Annotated in this window: 19 protein-coding genes and 1 pseudogene; 13 read left to right on the top strand and 7 right to left on the bottom strand. The window is 72.3% G+C overall.

Annotated elements, in window-relative coordinates; genetic code table 11:
* Window positions 1-9 precede the first annotated feature (9 nt).
* Window positions 10-381, top strand: a complete 372-nt coding sequence (locus tag ACBJ32_RS06065; RefSeq protein ID WP_375125817.1) for a DoxX family protein — start codon at window positions 10-12, stop codon at window positions 379-381.
* 145 nt (window positions 382-526) lie between these two features.
* On the opposite strand, the gene ACBJ32_RS06060 is transcribed toward ACBJ32_RS06065, so the two are convergent.
* Both ACBJ32_RS06060 and ACBJ32_RS06055 read right to left on the bottom strand, forming a co-directional pair.
* Window positions 527-913, bottom strand: coding sequence for a hypothetical protein (locus ACBJ32_RS06060; protein WP_375125816.1), 387 nt, complete (start codon window positions 911-913; stop codon window positions 527-529).
* 176 nt (window positions 914-1,089) lie between these two features.
* Window positions 1,090-1,581: a MarR family winged helix-turn-helix transcriptional regulator gene (locus ACBJ32_RS06055; RefSeq protein WP_375125815.1), complete on the bottom strand. Its 492-nt coding sequence runs from the start codon at window positions 1,579-1,581 to the stop codon at window positions 1,090-1,092.
* A 140-nt stretch (window positions 1,582-1,721) separates the two neighbouring features.
* Between ACBJ32_RS06055 and ACBJ32_RS06050 the strand changes: the two genes are divergently transcribed.
* From ACBJ32_RS06050 to ACBJ32_RS06040, 3 genes are all read left to right on the top strand, one after another.
* On the top strand, window positions 1,722-2,477 hold the full coding sequence (locus ACBJ32_RS06050) for an ABC transporter ATP-binding protein (RefSeq protein WP_375125814.1): 756 nt from the start codon (window positions 1,722-1,724) through the stop codon (window positions 2,475-2,477).
* Between the two features lies 1 nt (window position 2,478).
* Window positions 2,479-5,088, top strand: coding sequence for an ABC transporter permease (locus ACBJ32_RS06045; RefSeq protein ID WP_375125813.1), 2,610 nt, complete (start codon window positions 2,479-2,481; stop codon window positions 5,086-5,088).
* Window positions 5,089-5,156: 68 nt separating this feature from the next.
* Window positions 5,157-6,014, top strand: coding sequence for an SMP-30/gluconolactonase/LRE family protein (locus ACBJ32_RS06040; RefSeq protein WP_375125812.1), 858 nt, complete (start codon window positions 5,157-5,159; stop codon window positions 6,012-6,014).
* 85 nt (window positions 6,015-6,099) lie between these two features.
* Here ACBJ32_RS06040 and ACBJ32_RS06035 read toward each other — a convergent pair whose 3' ends face one another.
* Window positions 6,100-6,300, bottom strand: a complete 201-nt coding sequence (locus ACBJ32_RS06035; protein WP_375125811.1) for a DUF5808 domain-containing protein — start codon at window positions 6,298-6,300, stop codon at window positions 6,100-6,102.
* Here ACBJ32_RS06035 and ACBJ32_RS06030 point away from each other — a divergent pair.
* Complete coding sequence (locus tag ACBJ32_RS06030; RefSeq protein WP_375125810.1) at window positions 6,299-6,574, top strand: hypothetical protein; 276 nt, start codon at window positions 6,299-6,301, stop codon at window positions 6,572-6,574. The genes ACBJ32_RS06035 and ACBJ32_RS06030 overlap by 2 nt on opposite strands.
* A gap of 194 nt (window positions 6,575-6,768) precedes the next feature.
* Window positions 6,769-8,565, top strand: a complete 1,797-nt coding sequence (locus ACBJ32_RS06025) for an alkyl/aryl-sulfatase (RefSeq protein WP_375125809.1) — start codon at window positions 6,769-6,771, stop codon at window positions 8,563-8,565.
* Window positions 8,566-8,646: 81 nt separating this feature from the next.
* Here ACBJ32_RS06025 and ACBJ32_RS06020 read toward each other — a convergent pair.
* The 4 genes and pseudogenes from ACBJ32_RS06020 to ACBJ32_RS06005 form a co-directional block, all read right to left on the bottom strand.
* Window positions 8,647-9,177 (bottom strand): annotated as a pseudogene (locus ACBJ32_RS06020) (GAP family protein); the annotation flags it as partial.
* A 43-nt stretch (window positions 9,178-9,220) separates the two neighbouring features.
* Window positions 9,221-9,778 (bottom strand): DUF6114 domain-containing protein, encoded by a 558-nt coding sequence (locus tag ACBJ32_RS06015; protein ID WP_375125808.1) that lies wholly within the window; start codon window positions 9,776-9,778, stop codon window positions 9,221-9,223.
* A gap of 65 nt (window positions 9,779-9,843) precedes the next feature.
* On the bottom strand, window positions 9,844-10,443 hold the full coding sequence (locus ACBJ32_RS06010; protein WP_375125807.1) for a DUF6230 family protein: 600 nt from the start codon (window positions 10,441-10,443) through the stop codon (window positions 9,844-9,846).
* Between the two features lie 126 nt (window positions 10,444-10,569).
* Window positions 10,570-11,553 carry an alcohol dehydrogenase catalytic domain-containing protein gene (locus tag ACBJ32_RS06005; RefSeq protein WP_375125806.1) on the bottom strand — a complete coding sequence of 328 codons (984 nt, stop codon included), beginning with the start codon at window positions 11,551-11,553 and terminating at the stop codon, window positions 10,570-10,572.
* Window positions 11,554-12,159: 606 nt separating this feature from the next.
* Here ACBJ32_RS06005 and ACBJ32_RS06000 point away from each other — a divergent pair.
* From ACBJ32_RS06000 to ACBJ32_RS05970, 7 genes are all read left to right on the top strand, one after another.
* Complete coding sequence (locus ACBJ32_RS06000) at window positions 12,160-12,465, top strand: hypothetical protein (RefSeq protein ID WP_375125805.1); 306 nt, start codon at window positions 12,160-12,162, stop codon at window positions 12,463-12,465.
* Between the two features lie 553 nt (window positions 12,466-13,018).
* Complete coding sequence (locus ACBJ32_RS05995) at window positions 13,019-13,330, top strand: winged helix-turn-helix transcriptional regulator (protein ID WP_375125804.1); 312 nt, start codon at window positions 13,019-13,021, stop codon at window positions 13,328-13,330.
* A gap of 284 nt (window positions 13,331-13,614) precedes the next feature.
* Window positions 13,615-15,012, top strand: coding sequence for an FAD-dependent oxidoreductase (locus ACBJ32_RS05990; protein WP_375125803.1), 1,398 nt, complete (start codon window positions 13,615-13,617; stop codon window positions 15,010-15,012).
* Between the two features lie 163 nt (window positions 15,013-15,175).
* Window positions 15,176-15,298, top strand: a complete 123-nt coding sequence (locus ACBJ32_RS05985; RefSeq protein WP_375125802.1) for a hypothetical protein — start codon at window positions 15,176-15,178, stop codon at window positions 15,296-15,298.
* 185 nt (window positions 15,299-15,483) lie between these two features.
* Entirely contained in the window at window positions 15,484-15,861 is a 378-nt protein-coding gene (locus tag ACBJ32_RS05980; RefSeq protein WP_357881621.1) for a metalloregulator ArsR/SmtB family transcription factor, read from the top strand.
* Entirely contained in the window at window positions 15,858-16,916 is a 1,059-nt protein-coding gene (locus tag ACBJ32_RS05975) for an ArsO family NAD(P)H-dependent flavin-containing monooxygenase (RefSeq protein ID WP_375125801.1), read from the top strand. Before ACBJ32_RS05980 ends, ACBJ32_RS05975 begins: the two co-directional genes overlap by 4 nt.
* A gap of 226 nt (window positions 16,917-17,142) precedes the next feature.
* On the top strand, window positions 17,143-17,484 hold the full coding sequence (locus ACBJ32_RS05970) for an ArsR/SmtB family transcription factor (protein ID WP_375125800.1): 342 nt from the start codon (window positions 17,143-17,145) through the stop codon (window positions 17,482-17,484).
* Window positions 17,485-17,499 lie beyond the last annotated feature (15 nt).

The raw sequence follows: 17,499 nt of genomic DNA, 5'->3' as shown, positions 1-17,499 counted from the left end.
CGACGTTCGATGAACATCTTCCTCTGGATCCTTCAGGTCCTCCTGGCCGCCATGTTCGCCATGTCCGGCCTGGAGAAGGCTACTCAGCCGAGGGACAAGCTGATCGGGAAGTACCCGTGGACGGGGGATGTCCCCCAGGCGGCCGTGCGGTTCATCGCCGTGCCGGAGCTGCTCGGCGCGATCGGCCTGATCGTCCCCGCCGCTACGGGGATCGCACCGATCCTGACGCCGCTCGCCGCGGCAGGACTGGCGATCCTGGTGGCGCTGGCGGCGGCCCTGCACGTCCGCCGCAAGGAGACCGAGGGTCTCGCGATCACGATCGTGTTGTTCCTGCTCACCGCCTTCGTCGCCTGGGCCCGCTTCGGCCCCTACGGCTGGTAGCCACCGCGCCCGTGCCGCGCCCGTGCCGCGCGCGTGCTTCATGTGTCAGCGGCGCCTACGCCAACTTCCGCTCCTCCGCCACCGGGGAGGACGTCGCCGCGATCTGTCCGCCGCACATCTACCAGCGGTCAGGAGTACTGACCGCTCAGGACGCTGCCCAGAAGTACCAGCCCTGGTCATCGAAGCAGGGATGGGTCTGTGTCCCACCTGCCTGCACACCGTTCCGCCAGTATTCGCAAATTCCCTTGGTGGAGTAGGGGCCGTACCAGTGACCTGCCGCCTCCTTGGCCTGTGCGGGGCTGACGGAGAGCAGCAGAGCCGCGAGGCCGCCGACCGCGGTAATGGCAATACTTCTGGTGACGTTTCTCTTCATTTCTCCCGCTTCCTTTTCTTCGTCATACGACCGCCCATTCGTTTTCACGCGAATTGAAGACTGACGCATGTCTGGAGGTGCCGATAATTTCGTCACCCGCGTGCCATTCACGCTAAGGTCCAGGAAGGCTCGGCTCCAGGTAACCAGCAGGACATTCATAGGACATTCCACCGCCGGCAGGAGCAGTTCACGAGAGCCGGACGCACCTGCTCCCCGCAGACGTTGTCCGCCAATCCCCCGGGCCACGCAAAGGGCTGCCGTCCGGCGTTTCGATGATCGCCGTCCCTCAGGGCGCCGAGCAGTTCGTCAACGCCGGCCGGCTCGTGGAAGCGGGCTCAGCCGGCCGATCGTGCCGCTCCGGGAGCGGCGTGCCCGGCCAGGCGGCGCAGCAGCTCGACGAGGTGCCGCCGCTCGGGCCCGGTGAGCCAGCCGAAGAGCTGGTCACCCACCTGCTCGGCGATCTGCCGCGCCTCCGCGAGGACCTGCTCGCCGCGGAGGGTCAGCACGATGGAGTACGCGCGCCGGTCCTGCGGCGCCCGCTGACGGGAGACGAGCCCGCCTTCCTCCAGCTCGTCGATGATCCGGACCATGGTGGACTTGTCGATGCCCATGTGCCCGGTCAGGTCCCGCTGGCTGACGGGGCCGTACATCGGCAGCGCGAGCAGCACGCCGAAGCTGCGGATGTTGACGCCCAGCGGGCGCAGCGCCTGGTCCAGCCGTTCCCTGCTCTGGTGGTGGGCCTCCGCCAGCAGCATGCCGAGCCCCACGTGATCGGCGGCCGGGCCGCCGCTCCCGGACAGCAGGCGTTCGAGCAAGTCGTGGAGCATGCGCACATCCTAGTGCCACCCAATATAGTCTCAGGTGAGATTATCTCAGCAAGGTCCGTGCGCGTCGAGGAGGAAACCCCCATGCCCGAGCCGACCCACCACCGCGCGTTCCCGGCGCGCGCCCGCACCGGAGGATCCCGATGATCGCGACCCCGGCCGGCGAGCGCGTGCCCGATCAGGTCATGATCGCGACGCGGGTGGTGAAGACCTACGGCACCGGCGACAGCGCGGTGAGCGCGTTGCGCGGGGTCTCGGCGACGTTCGCCCGGGGCCAGTTCACCGCGATCATGGGGCCGTCGGGGTCGGGGAAGTCGACGTTCCTGCACTGCCTGGCTGGCCTGGACACCGTGACGTCCGGCACCATCGTCATCGGCGACGTGGACCTCACCGGCCTGTCCCGCACCGGCCTCGCCGAGCTGCGCCGCGACCGGATGGGGTTCGTCTTCCAGTCGTTCAACCTGCTGCCGATCCTGACGGCCGAGGAGAACATCCAGCTCACCGCGCGGCTGGCGGGCCGCCGGGTCGAGCCGGGCTGGTTCGACACGGTCGTGGACGCACTGGGGCTGCGCCGGCGGCTGGAGCACCGGCCCTCGGAGCTGTCCGGCGGCCAGCAGCAGCGGGTGGCCGTGGCGCGCGCGCTGCTGACCAGGCCGGAGGTGCTCTTCGCCGACGAGCCGACCGGGAACCTGGACTCCCGGGCCGGCGCCGAGGTGCTGGGCTTCCTGCGTACGGCCGTCGACGACCACCAGCAGACGGTGGTCATGGTGACGCACGACCCCGTCGCCGCCGCGACCGCCGACCGGGTGCTGTTCCTGTCCGACGGGGCGATCGTGGACGAGCTGACCGAGCCCGCCATCGACGCCGTGCACGCCCGCATGCGCAAGCTCGAAGGGTGACATGATGGGAAACCCCCTGTGGCTCATCGCGCGCCGGTCCTTCGCCGAGGGCTGGGTGCGGCTGGCTGCCACGCTGCTGGCGGCACTGGGATCGATCGCGCTCATCGCGGGCTCGCTGCAGTTCGCCCTGCGCGCGCAGGAGGCGGTGGCCGGCGGCGACGCCAGCGAGTACTTCCGCGCGGACGTGCTGGTGCAGGGCGGGACGGTGGATCCGGACAACGTGTACGCGCCGCCCGACGGCCGGATCCGGCTCGACCGGCTCGCCTCCCGCCCCGGGGTGGCGGCGGCCGCCGGGGACGCCGCCGTGGCGGTGACGGCCTCCCGCCCGGACGGGCAGGCGATCATGGCGGCGGCCGAGGGCCGCACGCTGCTGCGCCCCTGGGTGCCCGACCCGCAGCTGAACCCCTACCAGCTGGAGGCCGGCCGTGCCCCGTCCGGTGACGGCGAGGTGGCGGTCGTCCGGCACCTGGCGCGCGCCGGAGAGCTGAGCGTCGGCGGCACGATGACGCTGACGCTGCCCCACCGGACGCAGCAGGTGCGGATCTCCGGCATCGTCAACGTCCAGGGCCGGGGCGCGGTGGCCGCGGGCGACCTGGTGCTGGCTTCGCCCGAGACCGTGCAGCGCGCCGCGATGCTGCCCGCCGGCACCTGGCAGAGCGTCTGGCTGAAGGCCGCCCCCGGCGTGCCCGCCGAGCGGCTGCGCGGCGAGCTGGCCCGCGAGCTGGCCCAGGAGCCGGGCGGCGTCACGGTGCGCACCGCCGAGTCCGTACGGCGGGTGCAGCTCGCCACCGCCTCGGGTGAGGGCACCACGATCGCCGGCATCGTCGGCATGCTCGCCTCCGTGGCGATCTTCGTCGGGCTGTTCGTGGTGGCCAACACCTTCGGCACCCTGGTCAGGCAGCGCACCCGCAGGCTCGCGCTGCTCGGCGCGATCGGCGCCACGCCGCGGCAGATCGGCCGGCTGATCCGGCTGGAGGCGCTGGTGCTGGGCGCGATCGCCTCGGTGGGCGGCGTGGCCGCGGGCTTCCCGGTCTCCGAGCTGATCATCCGGCTGTTCGCGCGGGACGGCTTCGACGTCTCCGGCTCCGACCCCCAGACCGGCTGGATCGCGCTGACCCTCCCGGCCGTGGCCGGCATCCTGGTCACCCAGGGCGCCGCCTGGCAGGCGGCGTACCGCGCCGCGGGCGTCTCGCCCGTCCAGGCGTTGCGCAGCACGGTCGCCGAACCCCGGGAGCGGCGCCTGCCCCGGCTGCTGTTCGGGGGCGCGATCCTGGCCGGGGCCGTGGCCTGGTACGCGGTGGCGGCGGCGATCCGCGCCGCCGAGCCACCCGGTCCTGACCGCACGTTCGTCATCGCCCTGATGGTCCTGTTCGGGTCGCTGATGGCCGTGACCGGGCTGGCCGTGCTCACCCCGTTCTTCGTCAAGCCGCTGGGCGGGCTGGTGGGGCGCGTCGGCAGGCTGGTCGGCGGGGAGACCGGACGGCTGGCGCACGCCACCGTCACCCGCAGCCCGCGACGGGTCTCCTCGGCCGCCTCGTCGCTGATGCTCGGCGTCGCGCTGGTCGCCTCGGTGGCGCTGGTCACGATCTCGGTGCACGACCGGTTCCGCGAGGCGGGACGGCAGGTGATGGCGGCCGAACACGCGATCACCTCCACCGCCAGGACCGCCGAGGGCGCGCCCGCGCCCATCGCCCGGGACGTCGCGGCGAAGCTGGCCGGGGCTCCGGGGGTGTCCCGGGCGGCCGTCCTGACCCAGACCGAGGTCACGCTGGTGCCGCCGGCGCCGGGCGGCTCGCCGGAGGAGCGGCCCGAGCCGTTCCGGTTCCTGGTCAGCGGCGCCGAGCAGAGCGGGCTGCGTGACGTCCTGAGGCTGGGCGGCCGGCCACCCGCCCTCGGCACGGGCGAGATCGCGCTGTCGTCGGCCGTCATGAAGGGGCAGGGGCTGCGGCGGGGCCAGGAGATCGTCGTGCGCGGCGTGCACGGACGCACCACGCTCACCGTGGCGGGCACCTACCACGACCCGTCCCACCTGTTCGCCGACCAGGCGCTGGTGGCGGCGGAGACGATGGACCGGCTCGACGCCAACGCCCCCACCCGGGCGGTGCTCGTGCGTGGCGGCTCGACGGAGGCGCTGACCCGCGCCGTGGCCGGGGTGCCGGGGGTGCGGGTCCTCGGCCGCGACGCGTATGTGGACGCGGCCTCGCAGTCGCAGACCCGGGCCCTGCGCTCCACGTACGTCTTCGTCGGCATGGCGCTGCTGCTGGCGCTGTTCGGGATGGCGACCACGGTGTCGATGAGCGTGGCGGAACGCACCCGCGAGTTCGGGCTGCTGGGCGCTGTGGGTGCCACCACGCGGCAGATCCGCGCGATCATCCGCTGGGAGGCGGCCACCGTGGTCGTCCTCGGCACGCTGCTCGGCCTGGCGATCGCGATGGGCACGCTGGGGTTGCTGCACGTGATGAGCGGCAGTTCGTTCCTGCGGCCGGACCCGCCGTGGTGGCTGTTCCCGCTGGTCCTGACGGGTGCGGCGGTGGCGACGCTGGTGACGTCGGCGCTGCCCGCGCGCCGGGCCGCGGCGGTGCCCGTCCTGGAGGCCGCCAAGGCGGAGTAGCGGGCCGTCGCGGATCGCCGAAGGCGAACGCCGCCCCATCGCGCGCCGGATCGTTGCAGGGTGGGCTCATGATCCTCACAACGTTCGAGCACGGCGCCGGCGAGCTGGCGGAGAACATCGTGGTACTCGCCGACGGCACGGTCTGCGCGACGCTGCTGCTGGCGGGCACCGTCTGGCTGTCGAGCGGGGAGCAGGAGCGGGTCGTCCCGGAGCCGGCCGACGCGATCGTGGTCGGGCTCGCCGCCGACGCCGAGGACCGGCTGTACGCCGCGGTGCGCGGCACGGCCGAGGGAGTGGCGGGGATCTGGCGGCGCGAGGCGCCCCGCCGCTGGGTCCGCTTCGCCGCCGCGCAGGCCGGCGCCGGGCTCAACGGCATCACCTTCGCCGGCGACGGCACGTTGTTCGCGGCGGACTCCGTCAACGGCGAGATCCTGCGCTGCGCCCCCGGTGACGACACGCTGCGCCTCTGGCTGGGCGGCGAGCCCCTCCTGGCGCCGCTGTCGCCGGACGACCCGGTGTCGTCCACGGGCGTGAACGGGCTCAAGGTCTGGGACGGTGCCCTGTGGGCGACCAACACCGCCCAGGGCACCGTCCTGCGCATCGCCCTGGACGAGGGACGGCCCGGCGAGGTGAAGCAGGTGCACACCGGCATCCCCGCCGACGACCTCGCCTTCGACACCTCCGGCGCGCTCTACCTCGCCGTCCACCCGCGCGACACCGTGGTGCGCATCGCCCCGGGCGGCGCCATGACCGTCCTGGCGACCGAGGCCGACGGGCTCGACGGGCCCACCGCGATCGCCGTCGTCGCGGACGGGCTCCTCGTGACCAGCCTGGGCATGCTCGGCTCGCGGCACCGGCCGAACATCGTCCGTCTCACCCTGGACGTGGCCGATCCGGCGCTCCCCCGGCCGCGCGTGCCTCGCTGAGCAGCACCGGACGGCCGCCTGCCTCGGGGGCCGCGGGGTTGGCCATGCTGTTGCGGCCAAGGTGTCCCCGCGGATTCCCGCCGCCTCAACCGGTGGACGGCAGGTCGATGACGCCGAGGAGTGACAGCAGCGCGAGTGCCGCCACCACGGCCAGCACGATCCAGGCCACGGGGGTGCCGAGATTGAGCGTCCACCGGCTGCCGGCACGTCGGTGCACGAGGATCGCGGGGTCGTGGCGGTTGACGTAGACGGTTCCGGCCAGGTGCCAGTACCGCGTCGCCGGCATGGTGTCGCTCGACGTCGCCCGGACGGCCGGTTCGTGGGGCTCGCTGCCCCTGGCCCTCATCAGCGCCAGTGGTGACCAGCCGGCCATCGCCCGCCACCGGCAGATCGCGGCCGTGTCGGCCCGCGGACGCCATGCCGTCGCGCCCACGGACGACCATGACCCGCACCTGGCCGAGCCGGCGCTGGTCCTGCGCCACATCCGCCAGATCGGCCGGCAGGGGAAGCCGGTCATGAGGGCCAGGCCGGGCCGGCTTGAGAAACGGTGCGGGGGGTGACGACAGCGCTTCCAGGCCGCAGCCGGTCCCCAGTGCCGACCCCGCGGGCAGGCTTCGGCCGTCCTGGGCCGGCCGCGGAGCGTGGCGCGTTCCATGCGGAGAGCACGGCGAAGCTCGTCAAAGAGATGGTCACGGGCGGGTGCGGGTACCGGCTGGTGGTGGCGGATCGGGGTGCCGGAGGGAAGACCGGAGTCATGGCAGACCTTCCCTTCGGCGACCGGTCCGATTTCGACGCCGCCGACCGCGGATTCGTGGCCGCGCTGAGCCCCGCGACCGTCAGGGCCGACGGCCGTGTCGTGTGGGACACCGACTCCTACGGCTTCCTGGCGCAGGAGTGCCCGGACACCGCGCATCCCAGCCTGTGGCGGCAGGGGCAGTTGTGCGTCAAGCAGGGCCTGTACGAGGTGACGGACGGCATCTACCAGGTGCGCGGCCTGGACCTGTCGAACATGACCCTGATCGAGGGCGACAGCGGCGTCATCGTGGTCGACCCGCTGCTGTCCGTCGAGTGCGCGGCGGCCGGGCTGAAGCTCTACCGCGACCAGCGAGGGGACCGCCCGGTCACCGCGGTCATCTACACCCATTCCCACGCCGACCACTTCGGCGGGGTACGCGGCGTCACCGACGGCACCGTGCCGATCCTGGCCCCGGCCGGGTTCATGGAACACGCGGTGTCGGAGAACGTCTACGCCGGCACCGCGATGAACCGCCGCGCCACCTACATGTACGGCCCGGCCCTGCCCCGCTCGCCGGAAGGGCAGATCGGCTGCGGGCTGGGCATGACCACCTCGACCGGGACGATCTCCCTCATCCCTCCGTCCAAGGACATCACGCGCACCGGGCAGGAGGAGACGCTCGACGGCGTGCGGATCGTCTTCCAGCTCACCCCCGGCACCGAGGCGCCGGCGGAGATGAACTTCCTCATCCCCGGCCGCCGGGCGCTGTGCATGGCCGAGAACGCCACGCACAACCAGCACAACATCCTCACGCTGCGCGGCGCGCTGGTCCGTGACGCGCGTGTCTGGTCGCGCTACCTGACCGAGGCGATCGCCCTGTTCGCCGGCCAGGCCGACGTCGTCTTCGCCTCACACCACTGGCCCACCTGGGGTCAGGAGAACATCGTCGCCTTCCTGTCGCAGCAGCGCGACCTGTACGCCTACCTGCACGACCAGACGCTGCGGATGATGAACAAGGGCATGACCGGCACCGAGATCGCCGAGGCGATGCGGATGCCGCCGGCGCTGGAGCACGCCTGGCACACGCACGGCTACTACGGCTCGGTCAGCCACAACGTCAAGGCCATCTACCAGCGCTATCTGGGCTGGTTCGACGGCAACCCGGCCCACCTGTGGGAGCACCCGCCGGTCGAGCAGGCGCGCCGCTACGTCGAGTGCATGGGCGGGCGCGACGGCGTCCTCGCCTACGCCCGCCGCTACATCGACGACGGCGACCTGCGGTTCGCCGCCTCGCTGCTCAACCACGCCGTCTTCGCCGACGAGCACGACAGCCAGGCGCGCTCGATGCTCGCCGAGGTCTACACCCGGCTCGGCCAGGGCGCGGAGAACGGCACCTGGCGCAACTTCTACCTGGTCGGCGCACTGGAGCTGACCGGCGACGTCGTCCCTGCCAACCTCAACAGCACCTCGCCGGAAATGATCGCGGCCCTGACCGTCGAGCAGGTCTTCGACTCCCTGGCCATCCGCGTCGACGGCCCCAGGGCGTGGAACGAGACTTTGGTCATCGACTGGCGGCTGACGGATCTGAACCAGCGCCACCGCATCACGCTGTCCAACGGCGCGCTCATCCACCAGGCCGACCCGCCGCGGCAGCCGGCGGACCTGACGCTCACGCTCACCAAGCAGCAGCTGCTCGGCCTGCTCACCGGCCGGCAGGCCGACGGCATCGAGCACGAGGGCGACATGGACGTCCTGCGCCGCCTGACCGCCGTCCTGGACGACCCGGATCCCGCGTTCGCGATCGTGACGCCGTGAGCCCTGGGCGAGCAGGCCGCGCAGGCCCTTGGCGAGGAACAGCAGGGCGAACGCCAGGATGAGCAGCAGGGTGAGGGCGCCGTTGTGCTGGATCAGCCAGCCGCGCATGCGCTGGAGCCGCTGTTCGCCGCCCGGGGTGAGCCCGGTGGCGTAGGGGGCGAGCACGCCGATGCTGCCGATGACGACGAACACGGCGGCGAGGACGAGCTGCCGACCGGCGGGCAGGGGCTCGTGGGCGGCGGCGACGGCGCCACCGGCCGGCGAGGCGAGGTTGACCGGCTTGGCCACGATGAGCAGGGCCGCCACAGCGATGATCTTCGGGTTGGTCAGGGTGTCCATGGCGGCGATCCAGCGGGGCACCCCGGGGGCCTTGCCCTCCTTGCGGCGGGCGGCCCTGCGGATGCCGGCGCAGGCCATCGCCAGCAGGAGCACGCCGATGATCAGGGCGAGCCAGGCCACCCAGGCGGGGCTGGCGTGCCCGCCGGCGCCGAGGGCGCCGAGCAGGGCGATGAGGACGAGCAGCACGACCCAGCTCATGACCAGCCAGGTGGCTTCGAACAGCAGGGCCTTGGTGCGGCGGTTCGCGCTGATCAGCAGGGCGATGACGACCACGACCGGGAACGGGCCTCGGACGTAGCGGCCGCGCTGCACCGCCTCATCGACGGCTGCGACCGGCGGGCTCACGCAGCTTCGCGATGAAGCTCGTGTCCGCCGGCACAGGATCGGTCTCGATGCGGGCTCGCCTCATGGGCACCAGCCGCCGGCAGCGCCGCCCCACGGCGACGGCCGTCGTCCAGCGCGGCACGCTCATGCGTGCGGCGCAGGTCCGGGCCGCGGCCAGGACGCTCCGGACGGTGACGGTGTCGAGGCGGCCGGCGGGCCGGCTGACAGGCGTCCAGGCCATCACCAGCATGCCGCCCAGCAGGCCCAGGAGCATGCCGAGCAGGAATCCGCCCAGGTTGGAGTAGACGAACGACGCCATCGACAGCAGCACCGCGATCAGGCCGAGGAACACCCGCTGGCCGGGCTGCAGCCAGACGAGCACCCCCGCGATGATCAGGACGAGGGCGATGAGATAGCCGGCCCCCACCGTGCCGAACCTGACGGCCAGGGGCAGCGCGTCGAGCGCGAGCGGAATGGACAGCAGCTCCAGCCCCGCCACCACGATGAACAGCCCGCCCCAGAACGGCCGGGAACGCCGCCACGACTTCATGATCTTCCGCCCTTCGTCTCGCGCCGTGCCCGCCCGCCGCCGGCCAGGGCGGGGCCTGCTCCGCCTCAGTAGCACTCGTGCACGCCGCGCGACAGCCTGAGGCCGAGGTCGGGCAGGCTGAACGTGGCGGCCGTGACGGCCCTGGCGCCCAGCCTGACGTTGTGCAGCGTGACCACTCTGGCCTGGCCGCCGAAGGTGCCGGCCGGCCCTCTGCCGGCGGGAACCTCGTCCAGGGTGCTGGCATCCCGGCCCAGCTCGAGGTCACGGATGGAGGCCGCGGTCTGTCCCGCCGTCACATCGATCACCAGGTTGTCGATGTTCACCTCGTTGCCGCCCTGGCCGCCGGTCAGCCGGAGCGTCACCGTGCCCACAGGGGTCTTCACCAGCGCGCTCGAGCACAGCTCGGTGACCGCGGCCCGCCGGACGCCGGCCACGATGACGGGGACCAGCCGGCCCTTCCTGGTCCGGTCCACGTCGGTGGCCAAGGAGAAGCCCTGACCGCGCAGCTCACCGGCGAAGAGTTTGAAGCCGTTGCCGGAGATCACGAACGTGGCGGCGATGACCCCTTGGGCCGTGGCGCCGATCAGCAGCGACGTCAGCGCCGCGACAGGAACGAGGATCAGGCCGAAGCGCTTCCATCGCACGCGTCCCTGCTCGGCCATCATGTGCTCCCCTTTGCGTCAGCTCCGGACGAGCCGGCAATCCCCTTACAGACAGTCACAGGTCCGTCTATTGCCGAGCATGCGCGACGTCCACCACGTTCGCCGACATACACGCCGGACGCGCGGAGCTCATGGCTTCAGGCTGGGCAATCTTGCCGAAAACCAGAACGGCGGCTCCCCGCGCACCGGTCGACCGGGAAGCGCCTGTGCGAGCGGACCGGTGGACGGCGATCGCGCCCCCGTTCCAGCCGGAGGACGAGATCGATCGTTCAGGCGGCGGTCATCCCGCCGTCGATCGCGAGGGCCGCTCGGCCAGCCGGCGGATCTGGTGCAGCTTGTCCGTCCGCCCCGCGTAGTCGGGGACGAACGTCGTCCGCACCGTGGCGTGGCCGCCGTGGCCGAATTCGTGGCCGCCGGGTTCATCGGCGCCAGGAACCGCGCGTACGTGCCGCCGTCCCGTACGGCGTCCAGAAGGCGCGGCCCGATCAGCGCCGTGTCGGCGACCGCGTCCACGCCGTCCGGATACCGGTCCCGGAGGCGGGCGGCGACATCGGGCCCCCTGGTGACGACGTCGGCCGCGCCCAGGCGGCGGACCAGGGCCTCGTCGGCGGGCGCGGCATCGGCAACCACGGTGAGCCCGGCGTGCCTGCCCAGCTGGACGAGGTAGCCGCCGAGGGTTCCGGCGGCCCCGGTCACGGCGAGGATCGAACCCGGTGCGAGTGCCGGCTGGTCGAGCGTCAGCTGCGCGGTGAGCCCGTTCATCGGCAACGTCGCCGCCGCCGCGCCATCGGCGCCCGCCGGCGCGCGGACGACCCAGCCGGCCGGCAGCACCACGTACTCGGCGTAGCCGCCCGCGGCCGGGCCGATCGGCATCACCATCGCCATCACCGGCTCGCCGGGGGACAGCTCGGTCCTCGTTCCCGGGCCGATCTCGTCGATCTCGCCGGCGATGTCCATCCCGGGCACGTACGGGGCCGGCACCCCGGCGAACGCCCGCGCGTGCACGCCGGCACGCAGCAGCGTGTCCGCCGGATTCACCGCGGCCGCGCGCACCCGCACCCGGACCTCGCCGGGCCCGGCATGCGGCTCCGGCAGGTCGACGACCCGCAGCACGTCGGATCCCCGAACTCGTACAAGCCGATCGCTCGCATCATGGCAGCTCCAAGACAGTTCTCTTTTGATACCAGGTCCGTTGTCCGTACCATCGCATCGCTGCCGCGAGCCCCACAAGAGAGCACTTCGATGTGCTCAGGTATCACCAGGAGAACCACTCCACCGGGGGCGGCACCTGCGCGGCATGGGCCGGGCAGGCCTCCGTCCGCGGCCCTCGTCCTGCGGCCGTGGCGTCCGGGCCTGCCCGCGGGCGGGGGCGGCGGTGGGGTGGACAACATCCGGTCGACCGGGCGCTCGAAACGGGGAAGGCCTTCTCACCCGTGGCGACGGCGGCGGACTCGGTGACCCATGACAAGGTGGCGAGTTGGGGATCCGTGTTCGCCGTCGGTTCTCAAGGCACCGCCGACCGTGGCCGCCAGGGGCTGACAACGTTGGCTCGTCACTCGATTTCCTGCGGCTCGCGGTAATGTCGGAATCAGGTTCTCCGAGCACCGGCAAGGTCGCTCCTGGTCCCGGTATGTCGTGCGTGAAGTCGGAGGTGATCACGGTGCATCCGGTCTTGTGACAGCCCCATCCCGGGGCGTCGCGGAGCCGAAAGGTGACCGTATGAGCAAGACTGACAAGACCCGGCCCTGGTGGGTGGGGATGGCCGAAGCGCCGATGGTGAACTGCCGGCCCGTGCATGATCATCGGTTCGGGCCGTGCACGCTGCCGGAGGAGATCTCCGCCGACAGCGCGTCCATGAACCGTCGCGGAAGAAGCGGCTGTTACTGGGGCGCCAGCGACTACTTCCTGTTCGATTGCGGCAGCCTCAGTGGTGGCCAGGAGTGGTACTACTTCCGGCGCGAAGAGCGTCGCCGCAGCCGTCACCAGGCGCGCCGCGAACTGCGCGCCTACAGCGGCGAAGACTGAAAGAGAGGGCTGGGCCCGCATACCAGCGGGCCCTGCCCCAGCCGCCGGCTGAACTTCAGCCACACCGCCGGCGCCGGCAGGTGGTGCTCGTCCTGAGCTCATCGCTGCCCTGCGTGCCTGGTTCACCCGCCCCGGCGCCGAAGTCCCCGCCTGACCGCGCGCACAGCGACCTCGTGGTGGGCAGGCCCTGCGGCTGCTCGACGCCGATCCGGCCCGTCCGTGGACGGTTGTACCCTGGCGGCGAAGACCGGCGTGTCCCGCGCGGCGTTGGCCCGGCGCTTCACCGCCCTGGCCGGCCGGCCTCCCATGGCCTATCTGCGCGAGCGCCGGATCACCCAGGCCGCCGAGCTGCCGCGCGAACCCGGTGCGACGCCCGACCGAACGCCGAACAGGCGCGGCTCGGGCCCAGGAGTGAATCGCTCCATGCCAGTAGGCGCCGTGCAGCGTGATGACCGTCGCGCACGGCGACTCCCACACCTGAACGTTTCTGAGAGGCGAAAGCGGCGCCCGGGAGGATGGGGCTTGCGAGCATGGCCGTGACCTGATCCGCGACGTGCTCGAACGGATCGGCGACAAGTGGTCGGTGGTCGTCATCTGCCAGCTGGGTGACACCACCCGGCGGTTCAACGAGCTGCGCCGGATGAGCGAGCCCATCACCCAGCGCATGCTCAGCGCGACGTTGCGGGGGCTGGAGCGCGACGGCCTGGTGACGCGGACCGTCCACGACACCAAACCTGTGCGCGTCGACTACGCGCCGACCCCGCGCGGGATCAGCCTGCTCGAGGTCGTTCGCGCCCTGGCCGGCTGGGCGGAGGACAACGCCGCCGGCGTCCTGGAGTCAAGGACGTCCTTCGACGCCCGATGACCCGGGGGACGCTCCGAAGCCGGCATCCCTCCCCGTCGGCCTTCATGGAAGGCTAGTTTGACATCTCTCTAATCAGTGAGGCATGCTGCTAACTACTTCGACAAACATCTAATCAGTGCTGGTGTGGTGCGCGCTCTCATCGGCCACGGCGCGGGGACAACACGATCACGCTCGGCGAGCAGCCGTGAAGAGACCCGCGATGCCCTGCAGAACCAAGGCGATGACCGATCACGCCCGCGCCTGATGCTCCGCCGACCGGAGACGACGAGACCTGAGAGGCAATCATGGGTAACGGATGCTGCAGCACCACCACGTCCCTGGAGACAGAGCAGCCCACGGCCGCCCTGGAGACCAGCGCGCTGCCCGTGGTGGTCATCGGTGCGGGCCCGGTCGGCCTGGCCGCCGCCGCCCACCTGGCCGAGCGCGGCCTCGACTTCCTCGTCCTGGAGGCGGGCGGGCAGGCCGGCGCGTCCATCGCCAAGTGGGGGCACGTACGGGTGTTCAGCCCCTGGCGTTACAACATCGACGCCGCCGCTCGCCGCCTGCTCGACGCCGCGGGCTGGCAGGCGCCGGACGACGACTGGCTGCCTACCGGCGCGGAGTTGATCGACGGCTATCTCGCCCCGTTGGCCAAGGTCCTGGGTGACCGGGTACGGGTCAACGCGGCGGTGAGCGCGATCACCCGGCTGGGCTTCGACCGGGTCCGGACCAACGGCCGCGAGGAGGTACCGTTCCTGATCCGCCTGCGGGATGGCGAGGAGCTGTACGCCCGGACGGTCATCGACGCCTCCGGCACCTACACCACCCCCAACGTGCTCGGCGCGAGCGGCCTGCCCGCGCACGGCGAGGCCGACGTGGCGGCCCTGATCGACCACGCGCTGCCCGACGTGCTGGGCGCCGACCGGGCCGCCTACGAGGGCAGGCACACCCTGGTCGTCGGCGCCGGCCACTCGGCCGCCACCACGCTGCTGGCCCTCGCCGAGCTCGCCGACACCCCGATCACCTGGGCGATCCGCGCGGCCGACGCCGGCCGCACGTACGGCGGCGGCGACGCCGACGCCCTCCCCGCGCGCGGCGCGCTCGGCATCCGCCTGCACGCCCTGATGGAGTCCGGCCGGATCACGCTGCTGACCGGCTTCTACACCCACCGCGTCCGTGGCACCGACCAGGGAATCGAGGTGGTCAGCCGCGACCCGTCCGGCGCCGAGCAGGCGATCACCGTGGACCGCATCGTGTCGGCCACCGGATATCGTCCCGACCACTCCATCGCCGGCGAGCTGCGCCTCGACCTGGACCCGGTGCTCGGTTCGACCCGCGCGCTCGCGCCGCTGATCGACCCGAACCAGCACTCCTGCGGCACCGTCCCGCCGCACGGCGTGGACGAGCTGGCCCACCCCGAGCCCGGCTACTACGCGATCGGCGTCAAGAGCTACGGCCGCGCGCCCACCTTCCTCATGGCCACCGGCTACGAGCAGGCCCGCTCGGTCGTCGCCGCCCTCGCCGGAGACTGGGAGGCCGCCCGCGACGTGCAGCTCGACCTGCCCGAGACCGGCGTCTGCTCCTCCGGCCTCGCCGAGGCCCAGGAACAGCGCGTCGGCCTGGCCACCGGCATCAGCGGCGGCCTGCTGTCCACCCCACTCCCCCTGGTGACCGCCTCGTCCGGCGGCGGCTGCTGCGGCTGAACGGGGAAGAGCGCGATGTCCGACGGCTGTCCCACCGCGGCGCAGGAGGCGCTGAGCCTGATCTGCGACCACGAGCCGATGCCCGCCGACCGGCTCGCGGAGCGGCTGCTCGCCGCCCCGCGAACCCGGCACCGATCCCGGCCACGCCCGCGCCATCACCCGCATGGCCGCAACCCCGGCCTGGCGGCTGCAGGCGCAAGGCTTCATCACCGCCAACGGCACCGACGCCTGGCGCACCACCTCCACGGGACGCGCGCTGATCGCCTGCCCGGGCGCAAGCCCGTGAGCTCCACCACGACCAGCGGTTCGGCCGCCGCCTCCACGGGGAGCGCGGCGGCCAGGGCCGCTTCCGCCAGGGCCGGCGCATCGTCGCCGCCCTGGCCGTCACCCAGGCCGTCGGCTACGCCGAGCCCCTGCTCGCCTGACACCGCCTATAATTTCGACAAGGTTCGAATTAGGAGGAGGAGCCGGATGGCCGCCACCACGACCCCGTGCTGCGCACCGATCGCGCGCGAGCCGCTGTCGGAAACCGACGCGGCCGACCTCGCGGTCATGCTGAAGGCGGTCGCCGACCCGGTCCGGCTGCGCCTGCTGTCCATGATCGGATCCCACGCGGGCGGCGAGGCGTGCGTGTGCGACCTCACCGACGCCTTCGACCTGACCGCCCCGACCATCTCCCACCACCTGAAGGTGCTGCGCACCGCAGGCCTGATCGACGGCGAGCGGCGCGGCACCTGGGTGTACTACCGGATCATCCCCGAGGCGGTGAACAAGCTCGGCGCCCTCTTCGCCCCGCTGACCGAGCCCTCGCCCGGCAGGCCGGGAGACCTCGAGCTCCTGCCCGTATGACCCGAGCTCCGCGCCCGGTCGACGTCCTGGTCGTCGGCGGCGGTCAGGCGGGCCTGGCCGCCGGCTACCACCTGCGCCGCGCGAAGGCCGACTTCGTCATCCTGGACTCCCAGGAGGAGCCCGGTGGGGCGTGGAGGCACGCGTGGCCGTCACTCCGGCTGTTCTCCCCCGCCCAGTACAGCTCGCTGCCCGGCCGCATGATGCCCATCCCGCCCGGCGGCGGCCACCCCGGCGCCGCCGGCACCGTCGCCTACCTCGCCGACTACGAACAGCGCTACCAGCTCCCGATCATCCGGCCCACGACCGTGCATGCGGTACGGCGAGGCGAGCAGCGACTCCTGGTCGACACCGACGCCGGCACCTGGCAGGCCGGCCACGTGATCAGCGCCACCGGCACCTGGTGGCGCCCCTACGTGCCCTACTACCCCGGCATCGGCGGCTTCCGGGGCGAGCAGCTGCACACCGCCGGCTATCGGGGCCCGGAGCCGTTCCACGGCCGCCGCGTCGTGGTCGTGGGCGGCGCCAACTCCGGCGCCCAGATCCTGGCCGACGTCTCGACCGTCGCCGACACCACCTGGGTCACCCTGCGCCCGCCTCGCCTGCTGCCCGACGAGGTCGACGGCCGGGCCCTGTTCGCCCTGGCCACCCGCCGGACCCGGGGTGCGGACGGGGTGGGCTCGCTGGGCGACATCGTGGCCGTCCCGCCGGTCCGCGAGGCGCGCGACCGCGGCGTGCTCAAGGCACAGCCGATGTTCAGCCGCATCACCTCCACGGGCGTCACCTGGCCGGACGGCACCGGCCTCGACTGTGACGCCATCATCTGGTGCACCGGCTTCCGCCCGGCCCTGGGCCACCTGGCCCCGCTCCGGCTGCGCGGCCCCGACGGGCTCATCCCGGTCGAGGGCACCCGCGCCGCGGGCGAGCCTCGCCTGCACCTGCTCGGCTACGGCGACTGGACCGGCCCCGCCTCCGCCACCCTGATCGGCGCGAGCCGCACGGCCAGATACACCGTCGCGGAGATCATGCGAGAGGCGAGGCCCCGGCGAGGTCGCTAGCCGATGAACGGGGCGTCGGGATACTTCCACTGCGGCCCCGCCGTGGCCTCGGATGTTCGCCGCAGTGCGTCACAGCTTCGCGTCCAACACCGGCCTCGCCTGGCGGACGATCTCCACAGCCAGGGCCCTCCTGCCTGACCTCGCGGCTGCGGGCCCATTGGCGTCACCTTATAGATGTATGTCAATATGAGAAGGACTTCGACAGTCATCTATATCAGGGGGTCACGTGGAGCCGCTGCAGATCCTGGATTGCAGCCCGCCGCTGGTACGCGAGCAACTGGACGCCGACAAGGCCACCGAACTCGCCCGCGTGTTCAAGGCTCTGGGCGACCCGGTACGGCTGCGCATCCTGTCGATCGTCGCGAGCCACGCGGGCGGCGAGGCCTGCGTCTGCGACATCACCGACGCCTTCGACCTGACCCAGCCGACGATCAGCCACCACCTGAAGGTGCTCAGGGACGTCGGCCTGCTCACCCACGAACGGCGCGGCTCCTGGGTCTACTACCGGCTCGTCCCGGAGAACCTGAGCCAGCTCTCGGCGCTGCTGAACATCCCCGCCACGGTCTGACGGCCATCTCACCAG

This window comes from Nonomuraea sp. GTA35 (assembly GCF_041950525.1).
In the GTDB taxonomy this organism is placed as follows: domain Bacteria; phylum Actinomycetota; class Actinomycetes; order Streptosporangiales; family Streptosporangiaceae; genus Nonomuraea.
The sequence above is the reverse complement of the archived record's forward strand: the minus strand, read 5'-3'. Positions and strand labels throughout refer to the sequence as shown.